Below are 21,125 nucleotides of genomic sequence, written 5' to 3' on the forward strand. Positions count from 1 at the left end.
TGTTTCTATACTGGCCACCCATTCAAAGGTTTAAAAACCACAGCGATAAAAACAACAAAGCTGCAAGTCAACTCTGAATAAGCTATTTGATTGGCTTGTTCGGGTTGTGAGTATCTGCATTTTGCATAGTTGAATAATAAGAGCGGTGTTCAAACCGATTCCCACGGCTTGACGCTACAAGATCTTCTATAGCTATTAATCAGAGCCTGACAAATGAACTTCTATGAAATCATCGGTTATGACCGTGACGGAACTGTTCGTGAACTTGATACAGCGCTGAACAAGGGGACGCTCACCACCAGGGATGTAACGTTTTCCGCACTTGGTTTTAATGCTCCGGGCTGGATTGCCGCCTCTTCGATGTCGATTCTTTACTCGATATCGGGCCACCATGCGCCGCTGGCCATATTGATTGCGTACTTCTTCCCCATGCTGGTCATGGCGTTCTGCATGATCTCCCTCACTCGCCAGGCCCCCTCGGCAGGCGGCGTCTTTACCTTCACCTCGCGTTTCCTGCATACCAGCGTCGGGACCATTCTCGGCTGGGCCTACTCCGTTGCCTGTACGGCAGTAATGGCCATGTGCGCAATCATCGGCACCGAATATATCCAGGCGCTGTTCCCGGCCCTGGCGGGTGCGCTCAACGCCAAACTGATTGGCACGGGCATGGTCCTGGTCTTCCTGGCCATTTCCTGCAAGGGCGTCAATGCCACCGCGAAAATTGCCAGCATTTTCCTGATTTTCGAGATCGGTGTCGTTGCCGGGCTCGGGTTGATGGGCATCATCGACCCTCAGGTACCGGATCTGTCGGTGCTGTCCATGTACACGCCAGAAGGGGCGGACGGTTGGTCAGCCATCGGGCCAGGGGTGCTGTTCGGTGTATGGATGCTCGCCAACTTCGATTCGGCGATCAACTACATCGAGGAGTCGCGGATTCCGGTTCGTACCGTGCAACGCTCCATGCTGCTCGTGCTGACGTCCGCCTTCGTCATCTACACCCTCGCGGCCATCGGCTGGCAGTACGCCGTGCCCGTGGAGACACTGGCGGCCATCATCGAGGACGGCAACGGTGGGCCAATCGCCGCGGTGGCAAACGTCTACTTGCCACCGGCCATGGCGTGGATTGCCTTGTTCGTGGTGATTACGTCGGCCTGTGCCGGCATGCAGATCTCTTCGAGTGCAGCGGCGCGCACGCTTTATCGCATGAGTGAAGAAGGGCATCTGCCGTTGGCGCTCAGTGCCGTCAACAAGACCAAGTCGCCCTGGCTCGCCAGCGTGATCGTCGCGGCCGACGCCATTGCACTGCTGTGGTGGAAGCCGCTGGACAAGATCGTCTGGTACTACGACGTGGTGACTATCACGCTGGTGATGTCCTACATGGCCGCCATTGCTGCCTTCATTGTCATGACGTTCCGCCGTCAGCGTTTGGCAATCGCGTTCGCACTGTCGATCCCTGCAACTCTCGCCATTCTCGTCCTGGGATACATCGGTTACACCGCCGGCGCCAATCCGGTCTCGCCAGAGGATCAATACACGGCCTGGTACCTGGGCGCGCTGACGATACTGTCTGGCGCACTGATCCTGGTCTGGCAATCGCGTGTCTCCAGGAAACCCGTACTTTCCAAAGCCTGATTTGCACGCACGGCTTTCATCTAAAAATCATGGGAGAACTTATGAAACGTGTAGTCGTTATCACGGGCGCTGCAAGGGGTATTGGGCTGGCCATCGCCAGGCGTTTTGCGGCAAGTGGTGATCATCTGGTGCTCAACTACTTCGACACCAGGGATCAACTGGACGAGGTCATCCGCACAGCCGAAGCCAACGGTGGCGACGGGATCACCGTCCAGGCCGATATCAGTCATCCCGAAGCCGCGGCCGGGATCATTCGCGAAGCCGAGGGTCGCTACGGGCGGGTCGATATCCTGGTCAACAATGCCGGCAGACTGGTTTCAGCGACCGTCGAGCAAACGACCTGGGCGCAGTGGGAGCAGATGATCAGTACCAACCTCGGCGGGACCTGGGCCTGCATGCAGGCGGTGTTGCCGGGCATGCTCGCACGCGGTCAGGGGCGGATCATCAACATCAGCTCCGAGCTGGGGCTGATCGGCTTCCCGACCTATGCCGCGTACTGCGCTTCCAAGGGCGGGGTGATCGCGCTGACCAAGGCGGTCGCCAAGGAAGTGGCCCCCAAAGGTGTACTGGTCAACTCGGTGGCGCCGGGGCCGATCGAGACCGACATGCTGATCAACGACACCCTCGAATTCAACGATGAAACCCGTGCGAGCCTGCCGTTGAGGCGCTTCGGCAAGCCGGATGAAATCGCCGCCATGGTCGAAGCCCTGGCCGGGCCCGCCGGTGATTACATGGTTGGACAGATCATCAGCCCCAATGGCGGCGCTGCGATCTAGCTGGGTGTCTTGAAGTTTGACTTCACCGCTAATAACAAGAAGGAAACATCATGAGCGCTGTAATGATTACCGGTGGTTTGGGCTATGTGGGCAGATACCTGACCAGGAAGCTCAGCGAGCAAGGCGTCAAGGTGGTGAGTTACAACCGTGACTACTCCGAAGCCAGGTCTGAATTCATGACGCCTGTGCAGGGGGAGTTATTCGATATCCCGAGGATTGTCAGGACCATCAAGGAACATGGCGTTGATCGAGTCATTCACACGGCGGCCATGTCCCATCCCGACTTGTCCATCGACCTGCCCATCACGACGGTGACGGCGAACATCGATGGCACCATCCATTTGCTTGAAGCCATGCGCCTGGCGGGCATCAAGAAGTTGGTCAACTTTTCTTCGGAAACGGTCTATGGACATTACGAAGGAGAGATCAATGAGCAAACACCGACCTACCCAACGACTCCCTACGGCGTCACCAAGATTGCCACCGAGCACTTTGGCCGGGTCTACAACGATCTCTATGGCATGGAAGTGATTTCCCTGCGAATCGCCGAAGTGTATGGCCCGGAAAACAAGATGCCCCAGGTGCTCAGGGACATCCTCAAAACCGTCCACCGTGGTGAAACATTTACCTTGGCTTCGGGCGGCGATCACAGGTTCCACTACATCCACGTGGAAGACGTCGTGCGTGCCGTATTGATGGCGGCCGAAACCCGGGACCTCAAAGGCGGCGTCTTCAATATTGCCGGTGATCGCTCCTGGACGCTGCATCAAGCCGTTGAAATCATCCGCAAGATCATTCCCCAAGCGCGTATCGAAGTGGGCGGCGGTTATTGGCACCTCGATCGCCATGGCGAATGGGACCTGAGTGCCGCCGAGCGGGAGTTGGGTTATCGCGCGCAGTGGACGCTGGAAAAAGGACTCACCCATTATTCCAAGTGGTTGGTCGATCACGAGTATTGATCGGGCGCTGGGTCGCTGTTGTTGGTGAACGTTCAATACTCACGGGTGATTACGCATGATTGAAAATCCGATTGTCTGGCCAAACGGTGCACGCTGCGCCGTGGCCTTTACCTTTGATATGGATGCAGACAGCATTCTGCATGTGGCGCACCCCAAGGATTCCGCGACACGGGTTGCGAGTATTTCGATGCTGCACTACGGCCCTAAAGTGGCGATACCAAGGATCCTGGAAACCTATCGACGCTTCGAGATCAAGCAGACGTTTTTCATTCCAGCCTGGTGCATCGAGCAATACCCGCAGGCCATCGAGGCGATCGTCGAAGGTGGGCACGAAATTGCCCACCACGGCTACATCCATGAGCATCCCAACGAGCTGAGTCGGGAAGAGGAAGCCTATTGGCTCGATCGTGGTTGCGACACCATCAAGCGCTTTACCGGTCAGGCACCGCGCGGCTGGCGGGCGCCGCTTTACAACATGTCAGAGCACTCGGCTGACCTGTTGATCGAACGCGGTTTCAGTTATGACGCCTCCTTGATGGGCGATGATGTGCCTTATCTGTTGCGCACGGGAGCGGGGGACTTGGTGGAGTTGCCCTCAAGCTGGGCGCTGGATGACTGGCCGCAGTACATGCACAGCATCGACCTGGATTTCCAGATGCCGATCCAGTCGCCGCAACGCGCCGTCGAGGTGTTCAAGGCCGAGTTCGATGCCGCCTGGGAGTATGGCGCGCTCTTCGTGCCGGTCTGGCATCCGTTCCTTTCCGGTCGATTGTCACGCTGGCATGAGGTGTCGAAGCTGATCGAATACATGATGGCCAAGGGTGATGTCTGGTTTGCCCGGATGGACGAGATCGCCGCGCATGTCCAGCGCAGTGTGGCCACAGGGGCCTATGAACCGCGGATTGACAGGCTGCCTTATTATCAGGGACCGGTTAAGGCCCATCGATAACAGGGGAGAGGCGACCCTCGAGGGAGGGTCGCTGCTTTGCCTGATCCCCGGTCATTGCGGCCACTGCTCAAGCAGTATCGACACGAACTTTTCTGCGGCCGGGGAGAGTGAAGCGCCCCGTCGATAGACGAGCCCCAACGACCGGTTGACCACGGGGTCGATGAGAGGAACGCTGACCAGTGTTGGATGATCGCCTGCGGGCATCGCCAGGCTGGGCATCGCCGACACGCCTAGCCCTGCTTCGACCAATCCCAATGACGTGGAAAGATGCTGCACTTCGTAGAACCACTGCGGACGCCAGCTCAGGCCTGACAGCGCGTGATCCAGCAGCATGCGGTTGCCGCTCAGCCGGCCCACGCCGATCAACCGATAGTCGCCCAGTTCAGACCAACTGACCGAACTGCGCCCGGCCAACTCATGGTCGCGCCGGCAGGCGAGGACAAAGGGTTCGTTGACCAAGGGCACGAACTCGATGTCGGGGTGCTGGCCGCTCATCATGTTGATGCCAAAATCCGCTTCACCGCGCAGCACCGCTTCCAGGCCTTCATTGGCACTCAGGTCGAGCAGGCGAATGCGGATTTTCGGGTAACGTTCGTTGTAGATGCGGATCACCGAGGGCAGGAAGTAGAACGCCGCGGTGGGGATGCAGGCGAGCGTTACCCGACCGATCTGCCGTTCCGCCAATTCGCGGATATTGAGAATCGAGTCGTCGAAGTCGTCCAGCAATCGACGTGCCTTGGGCAGGAAATCACGTCCGACGCTGGTCAGGCTGACCTTGCGCGTTGTTCGATCGAGCAGCGCAGTGCCCAGCCCCTCCTCGAGTTTCTTGATCCGCCGGCTCAAGGCGGGCTGCGACAGATGCAAGGCTTCTGCGGCTTCGTGAAAGCTGCCCAGCTCAGCGATTTTTACAAAGGACCTGATGTCCTGAAGCTCATATTCCATGTGCTTGTCTCACCCAAAAGAGGCTTGGCCACGGCCGGAAAGATTCATTCGTGAAGTGGAATAATAGCGCCAATCTTTGCATTGGAAACACCAGTGCTTCCCTGTCACTCTTGTTTGCAAGACATCAATTAACCCGATTGATCAACAAGAGTGATAAGCCATGCAACGTATTCCTTGTGTTCTCATGCGCGGTGGTACCTCCAAGGGCCCGGTATTTCTCGCTTGGGATCTACCGGTCTGCGTTAAAGAGCGCGATGAACTGTTGCTCTCGGTGATGGGTTCCGGTCACGAACTGGAGATTGACGGCATCGGCGGCGGCAGCCCGCAGACCAGCAAGGTCGCGATCGTCAGTCCTTCGTTGCATCCCGAGGCGGACGTCGATTACCTGTTTGTCCAGGTCATGGTGTCCCAGCGTCGGGTCGACACGGCGCCCAACTGCGGCAACATGCTCTGCGCCGTCGGCCCGTTTGCTATCGAGCAGGGCCTGGTCAAGGCAGCCGGCGACTCCACCCGGGTGCGCATTCGCAACCTCAACACCGGCACCTTCGTCACCTCCGACGTGCTGACGCCCAACGGCAAAGTCAGCTACGAGGGCGACACGGTCATCGATGGCGTGCCGGGCAGCGCGGCCCCGGTGCAGTTGACCTTCCTCGATGCGGCTGGCAGCAAGACCGGCAAGCTTTTCCCCACCGGCAACACCCTGGATGTGTTCGACGGGGTGCCTGTGACCTGCATCGACATGGCCATGCCGATGGTGATCATCGAGGCCCGTCATCTGCACAAGCGCGGCGATGAAACCCCGGCCGAGCTGGACGCCGACAAGGATTTCCTGCGTCGGCTCGAAGCCTTGCGGTTGCAGGCGGGAAGGGCGATGGGGCTGGGCGATGTCAGCGACAAGGTCATCCCCAAGCCGGTGCTGGTGTCCCCGGCCAAGGCCGGTGGCACCCTGCAGGTTCGCTACTTCATGCCCCACAACTGCCATCGCGCGTTGGCCATTACCGGCTCCATCGGCCTGGCGACGGCCTGTGTCAGCGAAGGCAGCGTCGTCGCGCGGATGCTCGGCAACAGCGGTGGTCCGCGCCTGCAACAGGTGCGTATCGAGCACCCGAGCGGCGGCATCGATGTGGTGTTGTCCTACATCGGCGACAACGGCCAGACCATCCGTGCCTCGGTTGTGCGCACCGCGCGACGGCTGTTTTCCGGTTTCGTCTATGCCCCGGCTTCCCAGCGACTCGCCGGGTAGTGATCTGACGCTGCCTGGGTTTGCATCAGCACAATTCTAAAAATGGGTGATGCCATGAAAATCGTAAAATCGCTCTACTTTCAAATCCTCTGCGCGGTCCTGCTCGGTGTCGTGGTCGGGCATTTCTGGGGCCAGCAAGCCGTCGCCCTCAAGCCATTGGGGGATGCCTTCATCAAACTGGTGAAGATGATGATTGCCCCGGTGGTGTTCTGCACCATCGTCACCGGCATTGCCGGGATGAGCGACAAGCGCTCGCTCGGGCGCTTGTTGAGCAAGACCATGCTGCTGTTCCTCGGGCTGACGGTGGTCAGCCTGATCATCGGCCTGGTGGCGGTCTACCTGTTCAAGCCGGGCGCGGGAATGAACATCGATCCCAGCCAGTTGAGCACCGCAGGGTTGTCCCAGTACATGGAGTCGGCAGCCAAACTCGGGGTCGTCGAGTTTTTCATGCACATCATCCCCGATACGTTCATCGGTGCGTTCAGCAAAGGCGAAGTGCTGCCGGTGCTGTTTATCGCAGTGCTGTGCGGGTTTGCCCTGTCATCCCTGGGTGAGCGCGGCAAGCCCGTGCTCGATGTACTGGAAGCCGCATCGCAGATGGTCTTCAAGATTTTTTCCTACCTGATGCGCTTTGCGCCGATCGGTGCCTTCGGGGCGCTGGCGTTCACGGTCGGACAGTACGGCATCACCTCGCTGGGCTCCCTGGCGAAGTTGATCATGACCTTGTACATCGCCTGCGCTTTCTTCGTCTTTGTGGTGCTGGGGAGCATTTGTCGCGCCCATGGTTTCAGCCTGTGGAAGTTGCTGCGCTACCTGCGCGAAGAGTTCCTGGTGGTGCTGGGCACGTCTTCCACGGAACCGGTGATGCCACGCATGCTGGAAAAGCTCCAGGCGCTGGGGTGCAGGAAGGGTGTCGTGGGGCTGGTGTTGCCGACGGGGTATTCGTTCAATCTCGATGGCACGGCGATCTACCTGTCGCTGGCGGCGGTCTTCATTGCCCAGGCCTGCAATATCGAGCTGAGCCTCACGCAGACCCTGACCATGCTGGCAATCATGCTGCTGTCCTCCAAAGGCGCCGCAGGGGTCACCGGCAGCGGCTTTGTGGCCCTCGCCTCGACGCTGTCGGTGATCCATGACATTCCGCTGGCGGGCCTGGCCTTGTTGATCGGCATCGATCGTTTCATGTCCGAAGCCCGTGCATTGACCAGCCTGGCCAGCAATGCCGTGGCGACCGTGGTCATCGCCATCTCCGAGAACGCCTGCGACCGTCAGGTGCTGCTCGATACCCTGGACGGAAAAACCGCGACGCCGCTGGCCGGGGACCAGGCCTGGGAGCCTGTCGAAGTCGCCCACCGCAGCTGACCGCTACCCGCAAAAACCGTTAATCGCCGCCCATTGCCGGACGTTGCCGATTGCAACGTCTGGTAGTCTCGGGGTCGTTCGCCTGCGCGTCGATCTCGCCATCAATAACAACAAGAGAGATGCCCTATGCTCGCCTTACTCGGCCTGGCCATGGTGGTAGTGTTCACCTACCTGATCATGTCCAAACGCTTGTCGCCCATCGTTGCGTTGACCGTTGTGCCGATCGTCTTTGCCTTGATCGGCGGTTTTGGCGGGTCCACCGGGAAAATGATGCTCGACGGCCTGAAGATGGTCGCGCCGTCGGCCGCGTTGCTGCTGTTCGCGATCCTGTTTTTCGGCTTGATGATCGACTCGGGCCTGTTCGACCCGCTGATCCGCAAGATTCTCAAGCGGGTCAACGGCGACCCGATGAAAATCGCCATCGGCACCGCGCTGCTGTCGTTGACGGTCGCACTGGACGGCGATGGCACGACCACCTACATGATCACCTGCGCGGCGATGCTGCCGTTGTACAAGCGCATCGGCATGAATCCGATGATCCTGGCGACCATTGCCATGCTGTCGCTGAGCATCATGAGCGGCTTGAGCCCCTGGGGCGGGCCGGCCACCCGGGCGATTGCCGCGCTGGGGGTGGATGCGGGGGAATATTTCATCCCGTTGTTGCCGACCATGATCGGCGGCGCCGCCTGGGTGGTCTTCACCGCCTTTCTGCTGGGTCGCGCCGAGCGCAAGCGCATCGGTAACATCCAGCTGCAGAGCGGCGGTGGTGATTGCTACATCAAGGCCATTCTTGAAGACACACCGCACAAACGCCCGAAGCTGGCCTACGTGAACCTGATGCTGGTGATCGGCGTGATGATCGCGCTGGTGATGGGCCTGGCCCATTCGGCGATCCTGTTCCTGATCGGTTTTGTCCTGGCGCTGATGATCAACTACCCGCAGCTGGACATCCAAAAGGAACGCATCCTCGCCCATTCCGGCAACGCCATGACCGTGGTCCTGCTGGTGTTCGCCGCCGGTGTCTTCGCCGGGATTTTCTCCGGCACGAAAATGGTCGATGCCCTGGCCCAGACGCTGGTGGAGTGGATTCCACCGTCCTGGGGCCACCTGTTTCCGCTGGTGGTGGCGATTACCAGCATGCCCTTGACCTTCGTGTTGTCCAACGATGCCTATTACTTCGGCGTAGTGCCGATTCTCGCCAACGCAGCGGCCGCCTACGGCATCGACCCGGTGGAAATCGCCCGGGCATCGGTGCTGGGCCAACCGGTGCACCTGATGAGCCCCTTGGTAGCGTCGACCCTGTTGCTGGTGGGCATGGTCGATCGCGATATCGGCGACTTCCAGCGCGCCACCGTGAAATGGGCCGTGCTCACCTCCCTGGTGATCACCGCACTGGCCCTGCTGACCGGCGCCTTGACGCTGTTCTCCTGAGTTATCCCTGACGCACGGCTAGACGCCTGTCCACGCGCCGTTCGCCGGCGCGCGGATTCCTGCATCCTGAAAAACAACAAGAGTAGTTCCGCATGACCCATTCTCTGATTGGCAGGGCGCTTTTACCTCTTCTTGGGGTATTCCCGATTGCCGTGGTTGATGCCAGCGATTTCATCGACGACAGCAAGCTGAAGCTGCAGCTGCGCAATGTCTACTTCAACGAAAACTTTCGTGATGAGCATGGCCTGAGTGCCCGTGCGGCCAGCACCGCAAAAAGTGAGCGCACCGAATGGGCGCAGGGCTTCCTTCTGGATTACCAGTCGGGGTTTACCCCGGGGACAGTGGGTCTGGGTGTTGATGCACTGGGCTTGCTGGGGGTGAAGCTGGATTCGGGGCGAGGGCGCAGCGGTACCGGCCTGTTGCCGGTGCATGACGATGGCCGCGCCGCCGATGAATTCTCCAGCGCCGGCGCCACGGCGAAGATCAGGCTGGCCAAGAGCACCCTCAAGTACGGGACACTGCTGCCGAAGACGCCCGTACTGATCTACAACGATGCACGCCTGTTGCCGCAGACCTATGAGGGCGGCCAGCTGACCAGCACGGATATCGACAACCTGACCCTGACCGGCGGACGCCTGGACCGCTTCAAGCAGCGTGATTCCACGGACAGTGTGTCGATCGTGCCTGATGGCTTCTCGGGCGACAGAGGCGGGGACTTCACCTACGCCGGCGCCGACTACAAACTCGGCAAGAACACGCGCCTGAGCTACTTCCACGGCGAGCTGGAAGACTTCTATCGCCAGGACTTCGCCGGCATCCAGCACGATCTGGCGTTAGGTCGCGGGACCCTGACCGGCGACCTGCGCTATTTCAACAGCCATGACGCGGGCCGCGCCTACGCCTCGAAGATTGACAACGACATGCTCAGTGCCCTGGTGTCCTACGCGGTGGCAGGCCACACCTTTGGCGGCGGCTATCAAACCCTCAGCGGTGATGCAGGGCTGCCCTACATCAGCGGTGCCACGGTTTACTCGTTCAGCAACGCCGGTATCGGCAAGTTCATCGAGGAGGACGAGAAAACCTGGATGCTCAGCTACGGGTACGACTTTGCGCCCCTGGGCGTCCCAGGCCTGACGTTCCTGACCCGATACCTGAAGGGCAACGATGGCAAGTCCGACACCCGGATCAAGGAATCCGAACGTGACACCGAACTGGCCTACGTGGTCCAGAGTGGTGCGTTCAAAGGCGTCGGTGTAAAGCTGCGCAACTATGTCTACCGCGCGGACTTCGCACGTGGGCGCGACAGCAACCGGATTTACATCACCTATGACATCGCGCTCTGGTAGAGCGCACGTTGGCAGCCTGGCCTGATTGGACCAGGCTGCCATCACTCGTCCGACGATCCACTGAACTGCCGGTTTTAGCGCTTGATCAGGGAAATCTTCGTACCTTCGATGCTGATCCCGGCCATCAAACCTTGCTGGGAGAAGATGAACGCGTAGGCGTCGTCTTTCAACGTCGAGCTGGACAGGTTCTTCGAAAGCCCCTCATCCACCACGACCACCGTTGGCCCTACACCGATTTCCCAACCTTTGGTTTCAGTGATGTATTTCACCGCTTTGTCGGTCATCAGGAAAACCACATAGCCATAGGACTGGGCGCCGGCCTGCAAGCCCCAGGAGCCGCCGACGGAGTTGTAGTAATCCACTGCTGTGTTGCCTTTCATCAAGACGCCTTCGCCGTAGCTGCCGCCGAACACCAGGCCCGCCTTGATGATTTTCGGGAAGACCAGTATCGCCTTGGCTTGTTTCCCAATGGTTTCGGCAGCGGGATTGGTCTTGTACAGGGTTTGCAGCGCTTGCTTGGAGTCGGTGGTGAGGTCCTCGGCGGTCGCGGCGCCTGCCGTATTCAGGAAACTGGCCGAGGCCAATGCGACAACCGCAAGCAAAGCCGTCAGGAACATCCGTATGGATTGAGTCATTTGCGTACTCCGATAAGGGAGCATTGGATGGCAGTAGCAGTCAGCGCCTACTTGCGGCAGGAACCGAAATCACTGAACGTTATCCGGCGCACCCTGGAATGTGTGGATTTCAAGCGTCGCGGCTGAGTGGAACAAGTGATCAGTTGCGATGCCATCACTTGTTGTGACCACTGAGTGATGGCAGCAGTTCATCACTGCCGTTCGTATTGTCTGTTCCCGGTGGGCGCGCAAGGTGCCGGTTCATTGCGATCGGGCACCTGCGAAGCGAGCGTCAGCCTTTGATGAAGGACAGCAGATCCTGGTTGATCACGTCGGCATGGGTGGTGCACATGCCATGGGGCAGGCCGGGGTAGGTTTTCAACGTGCCCTGTTTGAGCAGCTTGATGGCCAGGTGCGCCGAATCGGCGATCGGCACGATCTGGTCGTCTTCGCCGTGCAGCACCAGGGTCGGCACGTCGATGGCCTTCAAGTCGTCGGTAAAGTCGGTTTCCGAGAAGGCTTTGATGCAGTCGTACTGCGCCTTGGCCCCACCATTCATGCCCTGGCGCCACCAGTTGTCGATGATCGCCTCGGAGACTTTCGCGCCCGGGCGATTGAAGCCATAGAAGGGACCGCTCGGAAAATCACGATAAAATCCTGAACGGTTGTCGGTCAGGGCCTTGCGCAGACCATCGAAGACGTCCAGAGGCAGGCCGCCCGGATTGTTCGCGGTGCGCAGCATGATCGGCGGCACGGCACCGATCAGCACCGCCTTGGCGACGCGACCGCGGCCATGACGCGCCACATAACGCGCCACCTCACCGCCACCGGTGGAGTGACCGATGTGCACGGCGTTCCTGATGTCGAGATGCGCCATCAGCTGCGCCACGTCGGCGGCATAGGTATCCATCTCGTTGCCCATGGCGGTCTGCGAGGAACGACCATGGCCACGGCGATCGTGGGCAATGACGCGAAAGCCCTTGCCTGAGAAAAACAGCATCTGTGCATCCCAGTCGTCACTGGACAGGGGCCAGCCATGATGGAACACCAGCGGCTGTCCGGTGCCCCAATCCTTGTAGAAAATCTGCGTGCCGTCCTTGACGGTGAGTATCCCCGACCCGCTGGCATGGCCGTCGTTCTTGCTGCCCGCCGGCACCGCTGCCGGGGTCGATTGCGCTGCGAGCGCAGGTAGCGTCACGGCCAGGGCGGCGGCCATGGCGCCGGTGGTCATCAATCCTCTGCGGGTAGTTCCGCTTGTCTCATCTGTCATGATCGACACCTCATGTGTGTTTTGAAGGTAGCGCCGGCGGGGCCCGGGACAGGCCATCCGGCGACGCTTTGGCAGCTCAGAATTTATGAGCAAACCAAGGCACTGAACACTGGACATGGGTGTGTGGGATTAACGCTTTGGTATGGGCAACCCCCCTGTAGGAGCGAGCTTGCTCGCGAAAAACCAGAGAACGCCACGGGGCGTCAGGTTTCCCGCGTCATCGTTAGCGTCCATCGTCGGAGCGTTCCAATTTACCGGGCGGGATGTGGACCTGTATCCGAGCTTTCCCGGAAAGCGTGGGCCTGTCCGAAACGAATGCTTGCGGCCTGAGATTGTCCCCGCCAATATCAATCGCTATCCACCCCTCGGCAGCGCCTGTGAACCGGGCCAACTAATCAGCACATTAGCGAAAAAAATACCCCTCGGAGAGGGGTACTTGTGTGGTTACAATTTACTGAGGTCCCTAGGCGGGACGCCAGGTGGATCAAAGCTTCGGCAACTGCCCGATACGCCCCATCATCTCGGTCACGATCTGCAGGTCGAGCAGGAACTGCTCGGTGGTCTTGAACTCGTTGTCGTTGTGACCGGTGTACTTGACGTCCGGCATGGCCAGGCCGAACTGCACGCCGTTGGGCAGTTCATGCACCGAGGTGGCGCCGGCGGAGGTGCCGAACTTGTGCTCCATGCCGAGGTTTTCGCTGGCCACGGCGAGCAGGGCCTTGACCCATTCGCCCTCGGGGTTGCGGAACATCGGTTCGGCGATGGAGTAGTCGAAGGCTGGGGCGATCTTGCTCTGCTTGCTCCACGCATCCAGTTTTGTAGCGATTTCAGTCTTGAGCGTTTCCGGCGATTTGCCCTTCGGCACGCGCAGGTTGACCGCCAGCTTGAAGGCTTTTTCATCCATCCCGACATAGGTCAGGGAGGTGGTCAGCGGGCCCATGAATTCATCGGAGAAACCCACCCCCAACTTGCCACCCAGGTAGTCCAGGCCCCAGTTGTCGGCGGCGTAGCGGGCCGCGTCGGTGATGTGGTTGTGCTTGAGTGCGACCTTGCCGTCGAGGCTGTTGATGAAGTCGAGCATCCTGGCCACCGGGTTGACACCGGACTCGGGCTCGGAGGAGTGGGCGGAGACGCCGGTGACGGTCAGCTTGACGTCCTTGCCATCCACCTTGGCGGTGACTTCGAAGTTGCCGCCATTGCGCTTGGCATACTCGCTGCCGGCCTGTTGCAGGCTGGCGGCCAGCTCTGCGGGCTTGTCTGTCACCAGGGTGGCGACCGAGGTCGACGGTATCTGGTTGGTAGCCAGGCCACCGGTCATCGAGGTGATTTCGGCGCCATTGCCCTGACCCTTGCGCTTGGCGAAGCTGGCCATGACGGTGCCGTAGCCTTTCTCGGCGATCACCACCGGGTAGCCGCCGTCCAGCGCCAGGTTGTAGTTGGGCGTCGGGTTGCGTTCGAAGTAGTAGGGGATGGCGTCGCCCGTGGTTTCCTCGGTGGTGTCTACCAGCAGCTTGAAGTTGCGTGCCAGCGGCAGCTTTTCTTCCTTGATGACCTTCATGGCGTAGAGCGCGACCACGATGCCGTTCTTGTCATCCTCGGTGCCCCGGCCATACATGCGGTCGCCGACCAGGGTCACCTTGAACGGATCGAGCCGGGTGCCATCCTGCAGCACCCAGTTCTCTGGCGTCACCGGTACCACGTCGGCATGGGCGTGAATACCGACGACTTCATCGCCCGTACCTTCCAGGGAGATCTCATAGACGCGGTTGTCGATGTTGCGAAAGTTCAGGTTGAACGCCTTGGCCAAGCTCTCGATCTTCCCGGCGATCTTGATGAACTCGGGATTGTCGTGCTGGGCAACGCCCTCGACGCGCACGGTTGGGATGGCCACCAGTTCACGCAGGGTTTCGGTGGCCGCGCTGCCGTACTTGATCCGGGCATAGAGGCCGAGCAGGCGGTGGATTTCGTTTTGCTGTTCAGGCGTCAGCGTCTTGTTGTCCTGGAAGGCACTGATGGCCGGGCCGAGGTTGTCCGTCTTGGCGACGTCGCTCTTGGCCAGGCTGGCCAGGAACTGGCGGAAATCCGTGACCGAGGCATCACTGAACGTCTTGAGGATGATCGCGCTCTGTTGCGGGGTGATGTTGGCCTGTGCAGCAAGGGTGAACGACGTCAGGCTGGCGAACATCAGGGTGGCCGCGGCCAGTTTTTTGAGTGAAAAGTCCATTGCTGGAGGCATTCCTTTGCAGGTGGGTTGTAGGAAACTTCTGATCGTTTAGTCAGAAAGATCTGCAAACTTACACCGCGAAGGTGGGATGGGGCAGCCCCTGAAGTGGGATCTGTCGCACAGAAATGCAAAAGCGGCGCAGAATCGAAAAACCTGAGTGTCGATGTTTAATCTCGTTCAACAGCGTGCAGGAACACGGCTTGCTGCGCGGCGTTCCGGCGATGGCGGCCACAGGATCGCTATCGCCGGCAAGCCGTGCGCCTACGTATTGCCCATCAGCCTCTCAACCGAAATGACAATGCCTGAGTAGGTGCAGAAATCGTTGCGGCTCCCGTTTGCTGTGCCAGTTCGGCGACCGGGATATGGCAACGAATGAACCCGCTGCGGGTTTTCTGCGAAGGCGGGCGGACCTGCGCGCATAGCTCTCCGAGCTGCCTGGGGCAGCGACCCGCCAGGGGGCATCCCTGACCCGCAATGGAGGGCGAGCCTGGCATGGCTGGCGGTGGCGGCACGTAGTTATCCTTGCACAGGCCCGGGGCCGCGTGCAGGAGCATTTCGGTATAGGGGTGCAAGGGCGAATCGAAGAGCGCGTCGGTGGCGACCCGCTGCATCAGTTCCCCGCGATACAGCACCGCGACCTGGTCGGCCAATTGCCGCACGACCGCCAGGTCGTGGGAGATGAACAGCATCGCGACGCCGTGCTGCTGCTTGAGCGCCAGCAGCAGTTCGACGATTCTGGTTTGCACCGATACATCCAGCGCCGAAAGAATTTCATCGCAGATCAACAGCTTTGGATTGACCAGCAACGCCCGTGCAATCGCCACCCGTTGCCGTTCGCCGCCGGACAACTGTTCGGGAAACCGACTGAGGTACCCCGCATGCAATCCGACACTTTCCAGCACCGTCTCCAGGGTGTCGGGTTTCAATTCGATGCCGAAATGACGCAGTGGCCGCTCAAGGATGGCGCGGATACTGCGGCGCGGATTGAGTGACGCATCGGGGTTCTGGAAGATGTACTGAATCTGCCGCAACTGCTGGACGGACCTGCCGGCGAGTGTCGGGGCCAGGGTCTGGCCGTCGACGCTGATGCTGCCTGACACCGGCGCGAGCCGGCCGCTGATGGCGCGGGCGATGGTGGATTTGCCGCTGCCGGATTCGCCCACCAACGCCACGATCTCACCGGTGTGCAACTCAAGGTCGATGTCACGCGCGATGGGGACGATTTTCTTGCCCAGCCACTGGGTGAACCAGCCCGGCTGCGCGTAGGACAGCGAGAGTTCGTCCACCGACAGCACCTTGTGCGCATCGCGTTTGGTAGCGAGGGCGATCACCGGCGCAGGTGTCGGGGCTTGGGCGGCGGCCACGTCGGACCAACGCATGCAGGCGACCGATTGCGCATCGGCCACCGGTATGAGGTGCTGCGGGGTCGTGCGACAGTCGGGGGTGGCGAAGTCGCAGCGCGGTTCGAACTTGCAGCCCTCGGCCATCTGGTCGCGCCGCAACATGCCGCGCAGGCCGCGCGCACCGCCATGGCCGTGCAGGACTGTGGGGATCGAGGCGATCAGCCCGCGCGAATAGGGGTGGGCTGGGTGCGCCAGCAACTGATCGCAACGCGCGACCTCGACCAGTTTGCCGGCATACATGACGCCAATGCGATCGGCGATTTGCGCGAGCAACGCGAGGTCATGGGTGACGTAGAGCATCGCCATGCCGATGCGGCTGCGCAGATCTGACAGCAGCTGGATGATCTGGCGCTGAGTGGTGACGTCCAGTCCCGTGGTCGGCTCGTCGAGCACCAGTAGATCCGGGTTGCAGGCCACGGCCATGGCGATCGTCACACGTTGCTGCTGACCGCCGGACAACTCATGGGGATAGCGCCGGCTGACATCGGGCAGCCCGACCAGGGCAAACAGCTCGGTGATGCGCTTGTCCATGGATATGCCGTCGGGCAAGGCGCGATGGGTCGCAATCATCTCGCGGATTTGCCGACCTACGCGCATGCCCGGGCTCAACGCGGTCGTCGGATTCTGCGGGACCAGTGCGATGCGGTTGCCGCGAAGCGTTGCCAGCGCACGGGTGTCGAGCTTGAGCAGGTCGGTGTCTTCGAACACCACCTGGCCGGTCTGCACGCGGCTGTTGCCGGCACCATAGCCGAGCAGCCGATAGGCGACCGTGGATTTTCCGCAACCCGACTCGCCGACGAGGCCGAATGTCTCGCCCCGGGCAATGTCGAAGCAAACCCCTTCCACGACATCGGTCCATCCGGTTTGGCCGGCGTAGGCGATGCCGAGGTTTTGAATCTCGATCAGCTTGGTCATGGTTCCAACCTCTTTATTGTTATTCATGCACCGACCACTGAGCGTTGGCCCAGCATTCTCGATAACCCGTCGGTAAAGAGATTGAGGCCCACCACCAGGGAGGCGAAGCCCAGGCCCGGGCCGAACACCGTCACCGGCGAAGCGATCAGCAGGCCACGGTTCTCGCTGATCATCAGGCCCCATTCCGGTGTGGGCGGGCGGATACCGAAACCGAGGAACCCGAGTGCGCCGATCAGGATGGGCGCATAGCTGATCCGCAGGGAGAACTCGACCAGCAGCACGTTGGCGGTGTTGGGGAGAATTTCCCGCAGGACGATGGACCAGGTTCCCTCACCCCGCAGCTGGGCTGCCGCGACATACTCGCGCGTGGCGATTTCCATCGAGGCCGCCCGTGCAATCCGGGCAATCCGCGGTGCGTAGACCAGCCCGACCACCAGCACGATCAACGCCGGTTCACCGGCCAGGGCAGGGCCGGCAGCAATGATCGTCACCAGCGCCAAGGCGAGGAACGGAATGCTGATCATGGCTTCGACCAGACGCTGCACGATCTCGTCGAACAGGCCGCCGAGATAGCCGGACACCAGCCCCAGCGTGGTACCGGCGAGCATGCCCAGCGTCGTGCCGGCCAGGGCCAGCAGCAGGACGATGTGCGCGCCATGCATGAACCGGCTGAGGACATCGCGGCCGATTTGATCGACGCCCATGGGGTGTAGCCACGACATGCCGGAGAGCGGCATGCCGGTGCCCATTTGCGCAAACCCATAGGGTGTCCAGAACACGCCGAGGAGGGCAAAGAGCACGTGGGCCACGAGGATGATCGAGCCGACCTTGAAGGCACCGGGCATCGCTTGCCAGTGTGCGAGACAAGCCCGGAATGTTTGCGTGGGCGATCCGGACATCGCGTTGGTGAGACTCATCGAGTTGTCCTCAGGCGAGGTTGAAGAAGAACCGCGCCGATGTCGGCCACCAGATTGGCGGCGATGTAGACGGCCGCGCTGATCATCACGGTGGCCTTGATCAAGGGCAGGTCACGCAGTTGCAGGGCATCGATCAGCAGGGTGCCGAAGCCCGGGTAGGAGAAAACCCGCTCGACAATGACCACGCCGCCAATCAGGAAGCCGAGGTTGAGCGCAGTGATGTTGAGCGCCGGAACGATCGCATTGGGCATCGCGTGGCGCCAAAGCACTGCATGGGGGCGCAGGCCTTTCAGTTCGGCCAGGCGCACGTAGTCGGAGCGCAGGACTTCGATGAGACTGTCGCGCAACACCCGGATGGCATACACCGCCATGATGATGGCGAGGGTCACGGCCGGCAGGATCATGGCGCGCAGGTTGTCCAGCCAGGTGCTGGCATCGGAAACCGTGGCCAGTGCGGGCAGGATGGGCATGGCCACGGCGAAGATGAACAGCAAGATCGTCGCCAGCAGAAAGTCGGGTAGCGACAGCAGTACCAGTGTTACCACCGATATGATGTGGTCGACCTTGCTGCCACGCCGTGTGGCTTGAATCACCGCCGGCACGATGGCCAGTACCAGGTACAGAGCGAAGGCCAGAAGCGACAGCAACAGCGTGTTGATGATGCGTGGGCCCAGCACGTCGGCGATCGGTCGCCCGGTTGCAATCGAAACCCCCAGGTTGCCCTGGAGCAAATCCCCTAGCCAGTGCAGGTAACGACTGAACGGGGGATCACCCAGGTGCAGTTGCGCACGCAGCACTTCCAGGGCCTTGGCGGTGGCGTCGCGGCCGAGGATACGGGTCGCCACATCGCCCGGCAGGGCTTCGAGAATCACGAAAATCAGCACAGAGACCAGCAGCAGCGTGAGCGCCGACAGCATGATCCTACTGATGACAAGCCGCACAATGGTCATTTCGATCCAGCCCCCTGAGTGGTCAAGGTTGAGTCCGACGCCATCCAGTCCGGGAGAAAGGCCGCATCGGTGTCCAGATCGCCTTGCCAGACGTACAGGAGCACCAAAGGCCGGTCTGCTGCGAGCGTGGCATGGGGAATCCACGAAGGATGATGAATGATCTCACCGGCCTGCCGTGATGACCACGCGTCGTCACCGGTTCGCCAGAACGACGGTCCGGTGACGGCGTAATAGATTTCGTCGGCCGGGTGGCTATGCAGCGGATAGTGGGTTGCAGGGCCGAGGAACATCAGGCCGAAGGAGATTTCGCTGTCCTTGATCAGCGCCGGTGGTCCGCTCTCGGGCCCGCAGATAACGCCGTAGCCGTAGTTGTTGCCAAAGTCCGCGCTGGGCGGGGCGGCCAGGTAGGTCTCGCTGCGAGTCAGGTGGAGCGCGGGCATGAGCCTGGACAGCGCGTCGGCCAATGGGCAACCCGAGGCATAAGTCCGTAGCTCGGCCTCACAGGATGTTTGCACAGGCACCCGGGCGGCAGGCACGTCCTGAAGGGCCGACAGGCGCGATTGCAAATAGCGCAGGCGTTTGGCGTGGGATTTTGCGACGGGCTGACCCTCGCGATCCAGCACGTCGGCAAAGCATTGGAGAAATCGGGACAGATTAGAGTGTGTCATTCGCACAGGCTCCTCCCCGGAGCCAGCGGGCTCCGGGATTGGATTGAATTCAAAGGGGAAGAGTGGGGCGAGGGGCTACTTTGCGCAGTCCAGCTGCGCGTAATCGATGCGGTTGACGTCGACGTTCGGTGAGTAGCCGCTGCAGCCTTTGCGCAGGCCCGCCACGACCGATGAAAACACCGGAAGGATCATGCCGCCTTCCTGTGCAACCATGCGTTGGGCGTCGCGATAGAGCTGGTTGCGCGCTTGTTCATCCGGGGTTTGCCCGGCCTTGGCCACCAGCGCGTCGAAATCCGCGCGTTTCCAGTGAGTCTCGTTCCATTCCGATGCGCTGTTGAGCGACAGCGTCAAGGCTTCTGCCGGTGGACGCGCACTGGTGTAGGAAATGACCGCCGGCTTTTTCAGCCAGATGGTGTCCCAGTAACCCTCGGCCGGCGAGGTAATGACGTTGACTTTTATGCCGGCCGACGCGGCCATCTGGGCATAGACCTGCGCCAGCAACAACATGCCGGGGTAGGAGTCGGACGTATAGAGATCGAAGGCGATGCCGTCAGGATGACCCGCCTCGGCCAGCAAGGCCTTGGCCCGTTTGATGTCTTCTGCGGGCGCTGGTGTATTGAGACCCAGCGGCGAACTCGGTGGTATCGGTGTATCGACACCGACCTCGCCATAGCTCAGCAGCACGGTATTGAGGATGGTTTGACGATCCATGACCAGCTTCATCGCCTCACGCACCTTCACGTTGTCGAAGGGCGCCGTGTCGGTCCAGACCGCGATGTACAGCGAGGTTGCCCCAGGCGTCGATACGAGATCGACCGCCGGGTTGCCTTTGAGCGTGATCAGGCTCGCCGGATCGACCACCAGCGACAGATCGATGGAGCCTGACAAGAGCGCCGACAGCCGTGAGGTGGCTTCGAGACTGGTGGTGATCTCCAGGCAGTCCGCCTTGGGCAAGCCGGCGCGCCAGTAATGCGGGTTGCGCTGCATGACCCGCACCGGACCGTTGGTGGTAAAGGTCTGCTGAACGAATGGCCCGGTTCCGTTGCCCTGGGTGCGCAGGTCCGTGCCCTTGGCGCCCTCGGGAACCATCAATGCATACTTGGTCGCGATCAGCATCGGCAGTTCGACCACCGGGGACTTGACCTTGAAGCGCACGGTGTTCTTGTCGACCGCGGTGATACCGGCAGGGTCGAGGAAGGAGAGGGTGGAAAAACCGCCGGGCGAGATGGCTGGGTCCAGCAGGCGACGATAGGAATAGGCCACATCCGCGGCATCGAAATCGGAGCCGTCGTGGAACTTCACGCCTTCGCGCAAATGGAACGTCCATTCGGTTGCATCGGCGTTCGATTCCCAGGATTGCGCCAGGACCGGTATGGGCATCATGGTGTTGCTACGGTCGACCAGGGGCTCATAGACGGCGCGGATGTGATAGACGCTGTCGGTGCCGATCAACGCGGCGGGGTCCATCGTCTGTTTCTCGCCGTCCGATTCATACCCCAGTACGCGCACGCATTGCTCGGTGGC

17 protein-coding genes are annotated in these 21,125 nt (G+C 60.7%); 8 read left to right on the plus strand and 9 right to left on the minus strand.

Annotation, left to right across the window (positions count from 1 at the left end; genetic code table 11):
• Positions 1 to 213 precede the first annotated feature (213 nt).
• The 4 genes from NPS56_RS20360 to NPS56_RS20375 are packed head-to-tail and all read left to right on the plus strand — an operon-like array spanning position 214 to position 4,316.
• A complete protein-coding gene (locus NPS56_RS20360; protein WP_274076275.1) occupies positions 214 to 1,632 on the plus strand; it encodes an APC family permease in 1,419 nt (472 codons plus the stop codon).
• Positions 1,633 to 1,673: 41 nt separating this feature from the next.
• Complete coding sequence (locus NPS56_RS20365; RefSeq protein WP_274076276.1) at positions 1,674 to 2,408, plus strand: SDR family NAD(P)-dependent oxidoreductase; 735 nt, start codon at positions 1,674 to 1,676, stop codon at positions 2,406 to 2,408.
• Between the two features lie 50 nt (positions 2,409 to 2,458).
• Positions 2,459 to 3,367, plus strand: coding sequence for an NAD-dependent epimerase/dehydratase family protein (locus NPS56_RS20370; protein WP_274076277.1), 909 nt, complete (start codon positions 2,459 to 2,461; stop codon positions 3,365 to 3,367).
• Positions 3,368 to 3,422: 55 nt separating this feature from the next.
• On the plus strand, positions 3,423 to 4,316 hold the full coding sequence (locus NPS56_RS20375) for a polysaccharide deacetylase family protein (protein ID WP_274076278.1): 894 nt from the start codon (positions 3,423 to 3,425) through the stop codon (positions 4,314 to 4,316).
• Positions 4,317 to 4,367: 51 nt separating this feature from the next.
• On the opposite strand, the gene NPS56_RS20380 is transcribed toward NPS56_RS20375, so the two are convergent.
• Positions 4,368 to 5,258 (minus strand): LysR family transcriptional regulator, encoded by an 891-nt coding sequence (locus tag NPS56_RS20380; protein WP_274076279.1) that lies wholly within the window; start codon positions 5,256 to 5,258, stop codon positions 4,368 to 4,370.
• Positions 5,259 to 5,418: 160 nt separating this feature from the next.
• Here NPS56_RS20380 and NPS56_RS20385 point away from each other — a divergent pair, with 160 nt between their 5' ends.
• The 4 genes from NPS56_RS20385 (at position 5,419) to NPS56_RS20400 (ending at position 10,640) form a co-directional block, all read left to right on the plus strand.
• Positions 5,419 to 6,501, plus strand: coding sequence for a 4-oxalomesaconate tautomerase (locus NPS56_RS20385; protein WP_274076280.1), 1,083 nt, complete (start codon positions 5,419 to 5,421; stop codon positions 6,499 to 6,501).
• 42 nt (positions 6,502 to 6,543) lie between these two features.
• On the plus strand, positions 6,544 to 7,863 hold the full coding sequence (locus NPS56_RS20390) for a dicarboxylate/amino acid:cation symporter (protein ID WP_274076281.1): 1,320 nt from the start codon (positions 6,544 to 6,546) through the stop codon (positions 7,861 to 7,863).
• 126 nt (positions 7,864 to 7,989) lie between these two features.
• Positions 7,990 to 9,294 carry a CitMHS family transporter gene (locus NPS56_RS20395; protein WP_274076282.1) on the plus strand — a complete coding sequence of 435 codons (1,305 nt, stop codon included), beginning with the start codon at positions 7,990 to 7,992 and terminating at the stop codon, positions 9,292 to 9,294.
• A 92-nt stretch (positions 9,295 to 9,386) separates the two neighbouring features.
• On the plus strand, positions 9,387 to 10,640 hold the full coding sequence (locus NPS56_RS20400; protein WP_274076283.1) for an OprD family porin: 1,254 nt from the start codon (positions 9,387 to 9,389) through the stop codon (positions 10,638 to 10,640).
• Between the two features lie 74 nt (positions 10,641 to 10,714).
• On the opposite strand, the gene NPS56_RS20405 is transcribed toward NPS56_RS20400, so the two are convergent.
• The 8 genes from NPS56_RS20405 to NPS56_RS20440 form a co-directional block, all read right to left on the minus strand.
• On the minus strand, positions 10,715 to 11,275 hold the full coding sequence (locus tag NPS56_RS20405; RefSeq protein ID WP_274076284.1) for a lipid-binding SYLF domain-containing protein: 561 nt from the start codon (positions 11,273 to 11,275) through the stop codon (positions 10,715 to 10,717).
• A 271-nt stretch (positions 11,276 to 11,546) separates the two neighbouring features.
• A complete protein-coding gene (locus tag NPS56_RS20410) occupies positions 11,547 to 12,524 on the minus strand; it encodes an alpha/beta fold hydrolase (RefSeq protein WP_274076285.1) in 978 nt (325 codons plus the stop codon).
• Positions 12,525 to 13,008: 484 nt separating this feature from the next.
• Positions 13,009 to 14,748, minus strand: a complete 1,740-nt coding sequence (locus NPS56_RS20415) for a dipeptidase (RefSeq protein ID WP_274076286.1) — start codon at positions 14,746 to 14,748, stop codon at positions 13,009 to 13,011.
• Between the two features lie 275 nt (positions 14,749 to 15,023).
• Positions 15,024 to 17,066, minus strand: a complete 2,043-nt coding sequence (locus tag NPS56_RS20420) for an ABC transporter ATP-binding protein (protein ID WP_274076287.1) — start codon at positions 17,064 to 17,066, stop codon at positions 15,024 to 15,026.
• A 23-nt stretch (positions 17,067 to 17,089) separates the two neighbouring features.
• Positions 17,090 to 17,983 carry an ABC transporter permease gene (locus NPS56_RS20425; protein ID WP_274076288.1) on the minus strand — a complete coding sequence of 298 codons (894 nt, stop codon included), beginning with the start codon at positions 17,981 to 17,983 and terminating at the stop codon, positions 17,090 to 17,092.
• Positions 17,980 to 18,933 (minus strand): ABC transporter permease, encoded by a 954-nt coding sequence (locus tag NPS56_RS20430; RefSeq protein WP_274076289.1) that lies wholly within the window; start codon positions 18,931 to 18,933, stop codon positions 17,980 to 17,982. Before NPS56_RS20430 ends, NPS56_RS20425 begins: the two co-directional genes overlap by 4 nt.
• Positions 18,930 to 19,601: a dimethylsulfonioproprionate lyase family protein gene (locus NPS56_RS20435; protein ID WP_274076290.1), complete on the minus strand. Its 672-nt coding sequence runs from the start codon at positions 19,599 to 19,601 to the stop codon at positions 18,930 to 18,932. The genes NPS56_RS20430 and NPS56_RS20435 overlap by 4 nt, the downstream gene beginning before the upstream one ends.
• A 75-nt stretch (positions 19,602 to 19,676) precedes the next feature.
• On the minus strand, positions 19,677 to 21,110 hold the full coding sequence (locus tag NPS56_RS20440) for an ABC transporter substrate-binding protein (protein WP_274076291.1): 1,434 nt from the start codon (positions 21,108 to 21,110) through the stop codon (positions 19,677 to 19,679).
• Positions 21,111 to 21,125 lie beyond the last annotated feature (15 nt).

Source organism: Pseudomonas putida (assembly GCF_028682635.1).
GTDB classification, from domain to species: Bacteria; Pseudomonadota; Gammaproteobacteria; order Pseudomonadales; family Pseudomonadaceae; genus Aquipseudomonas; species Aquipseudomonas putida_AE.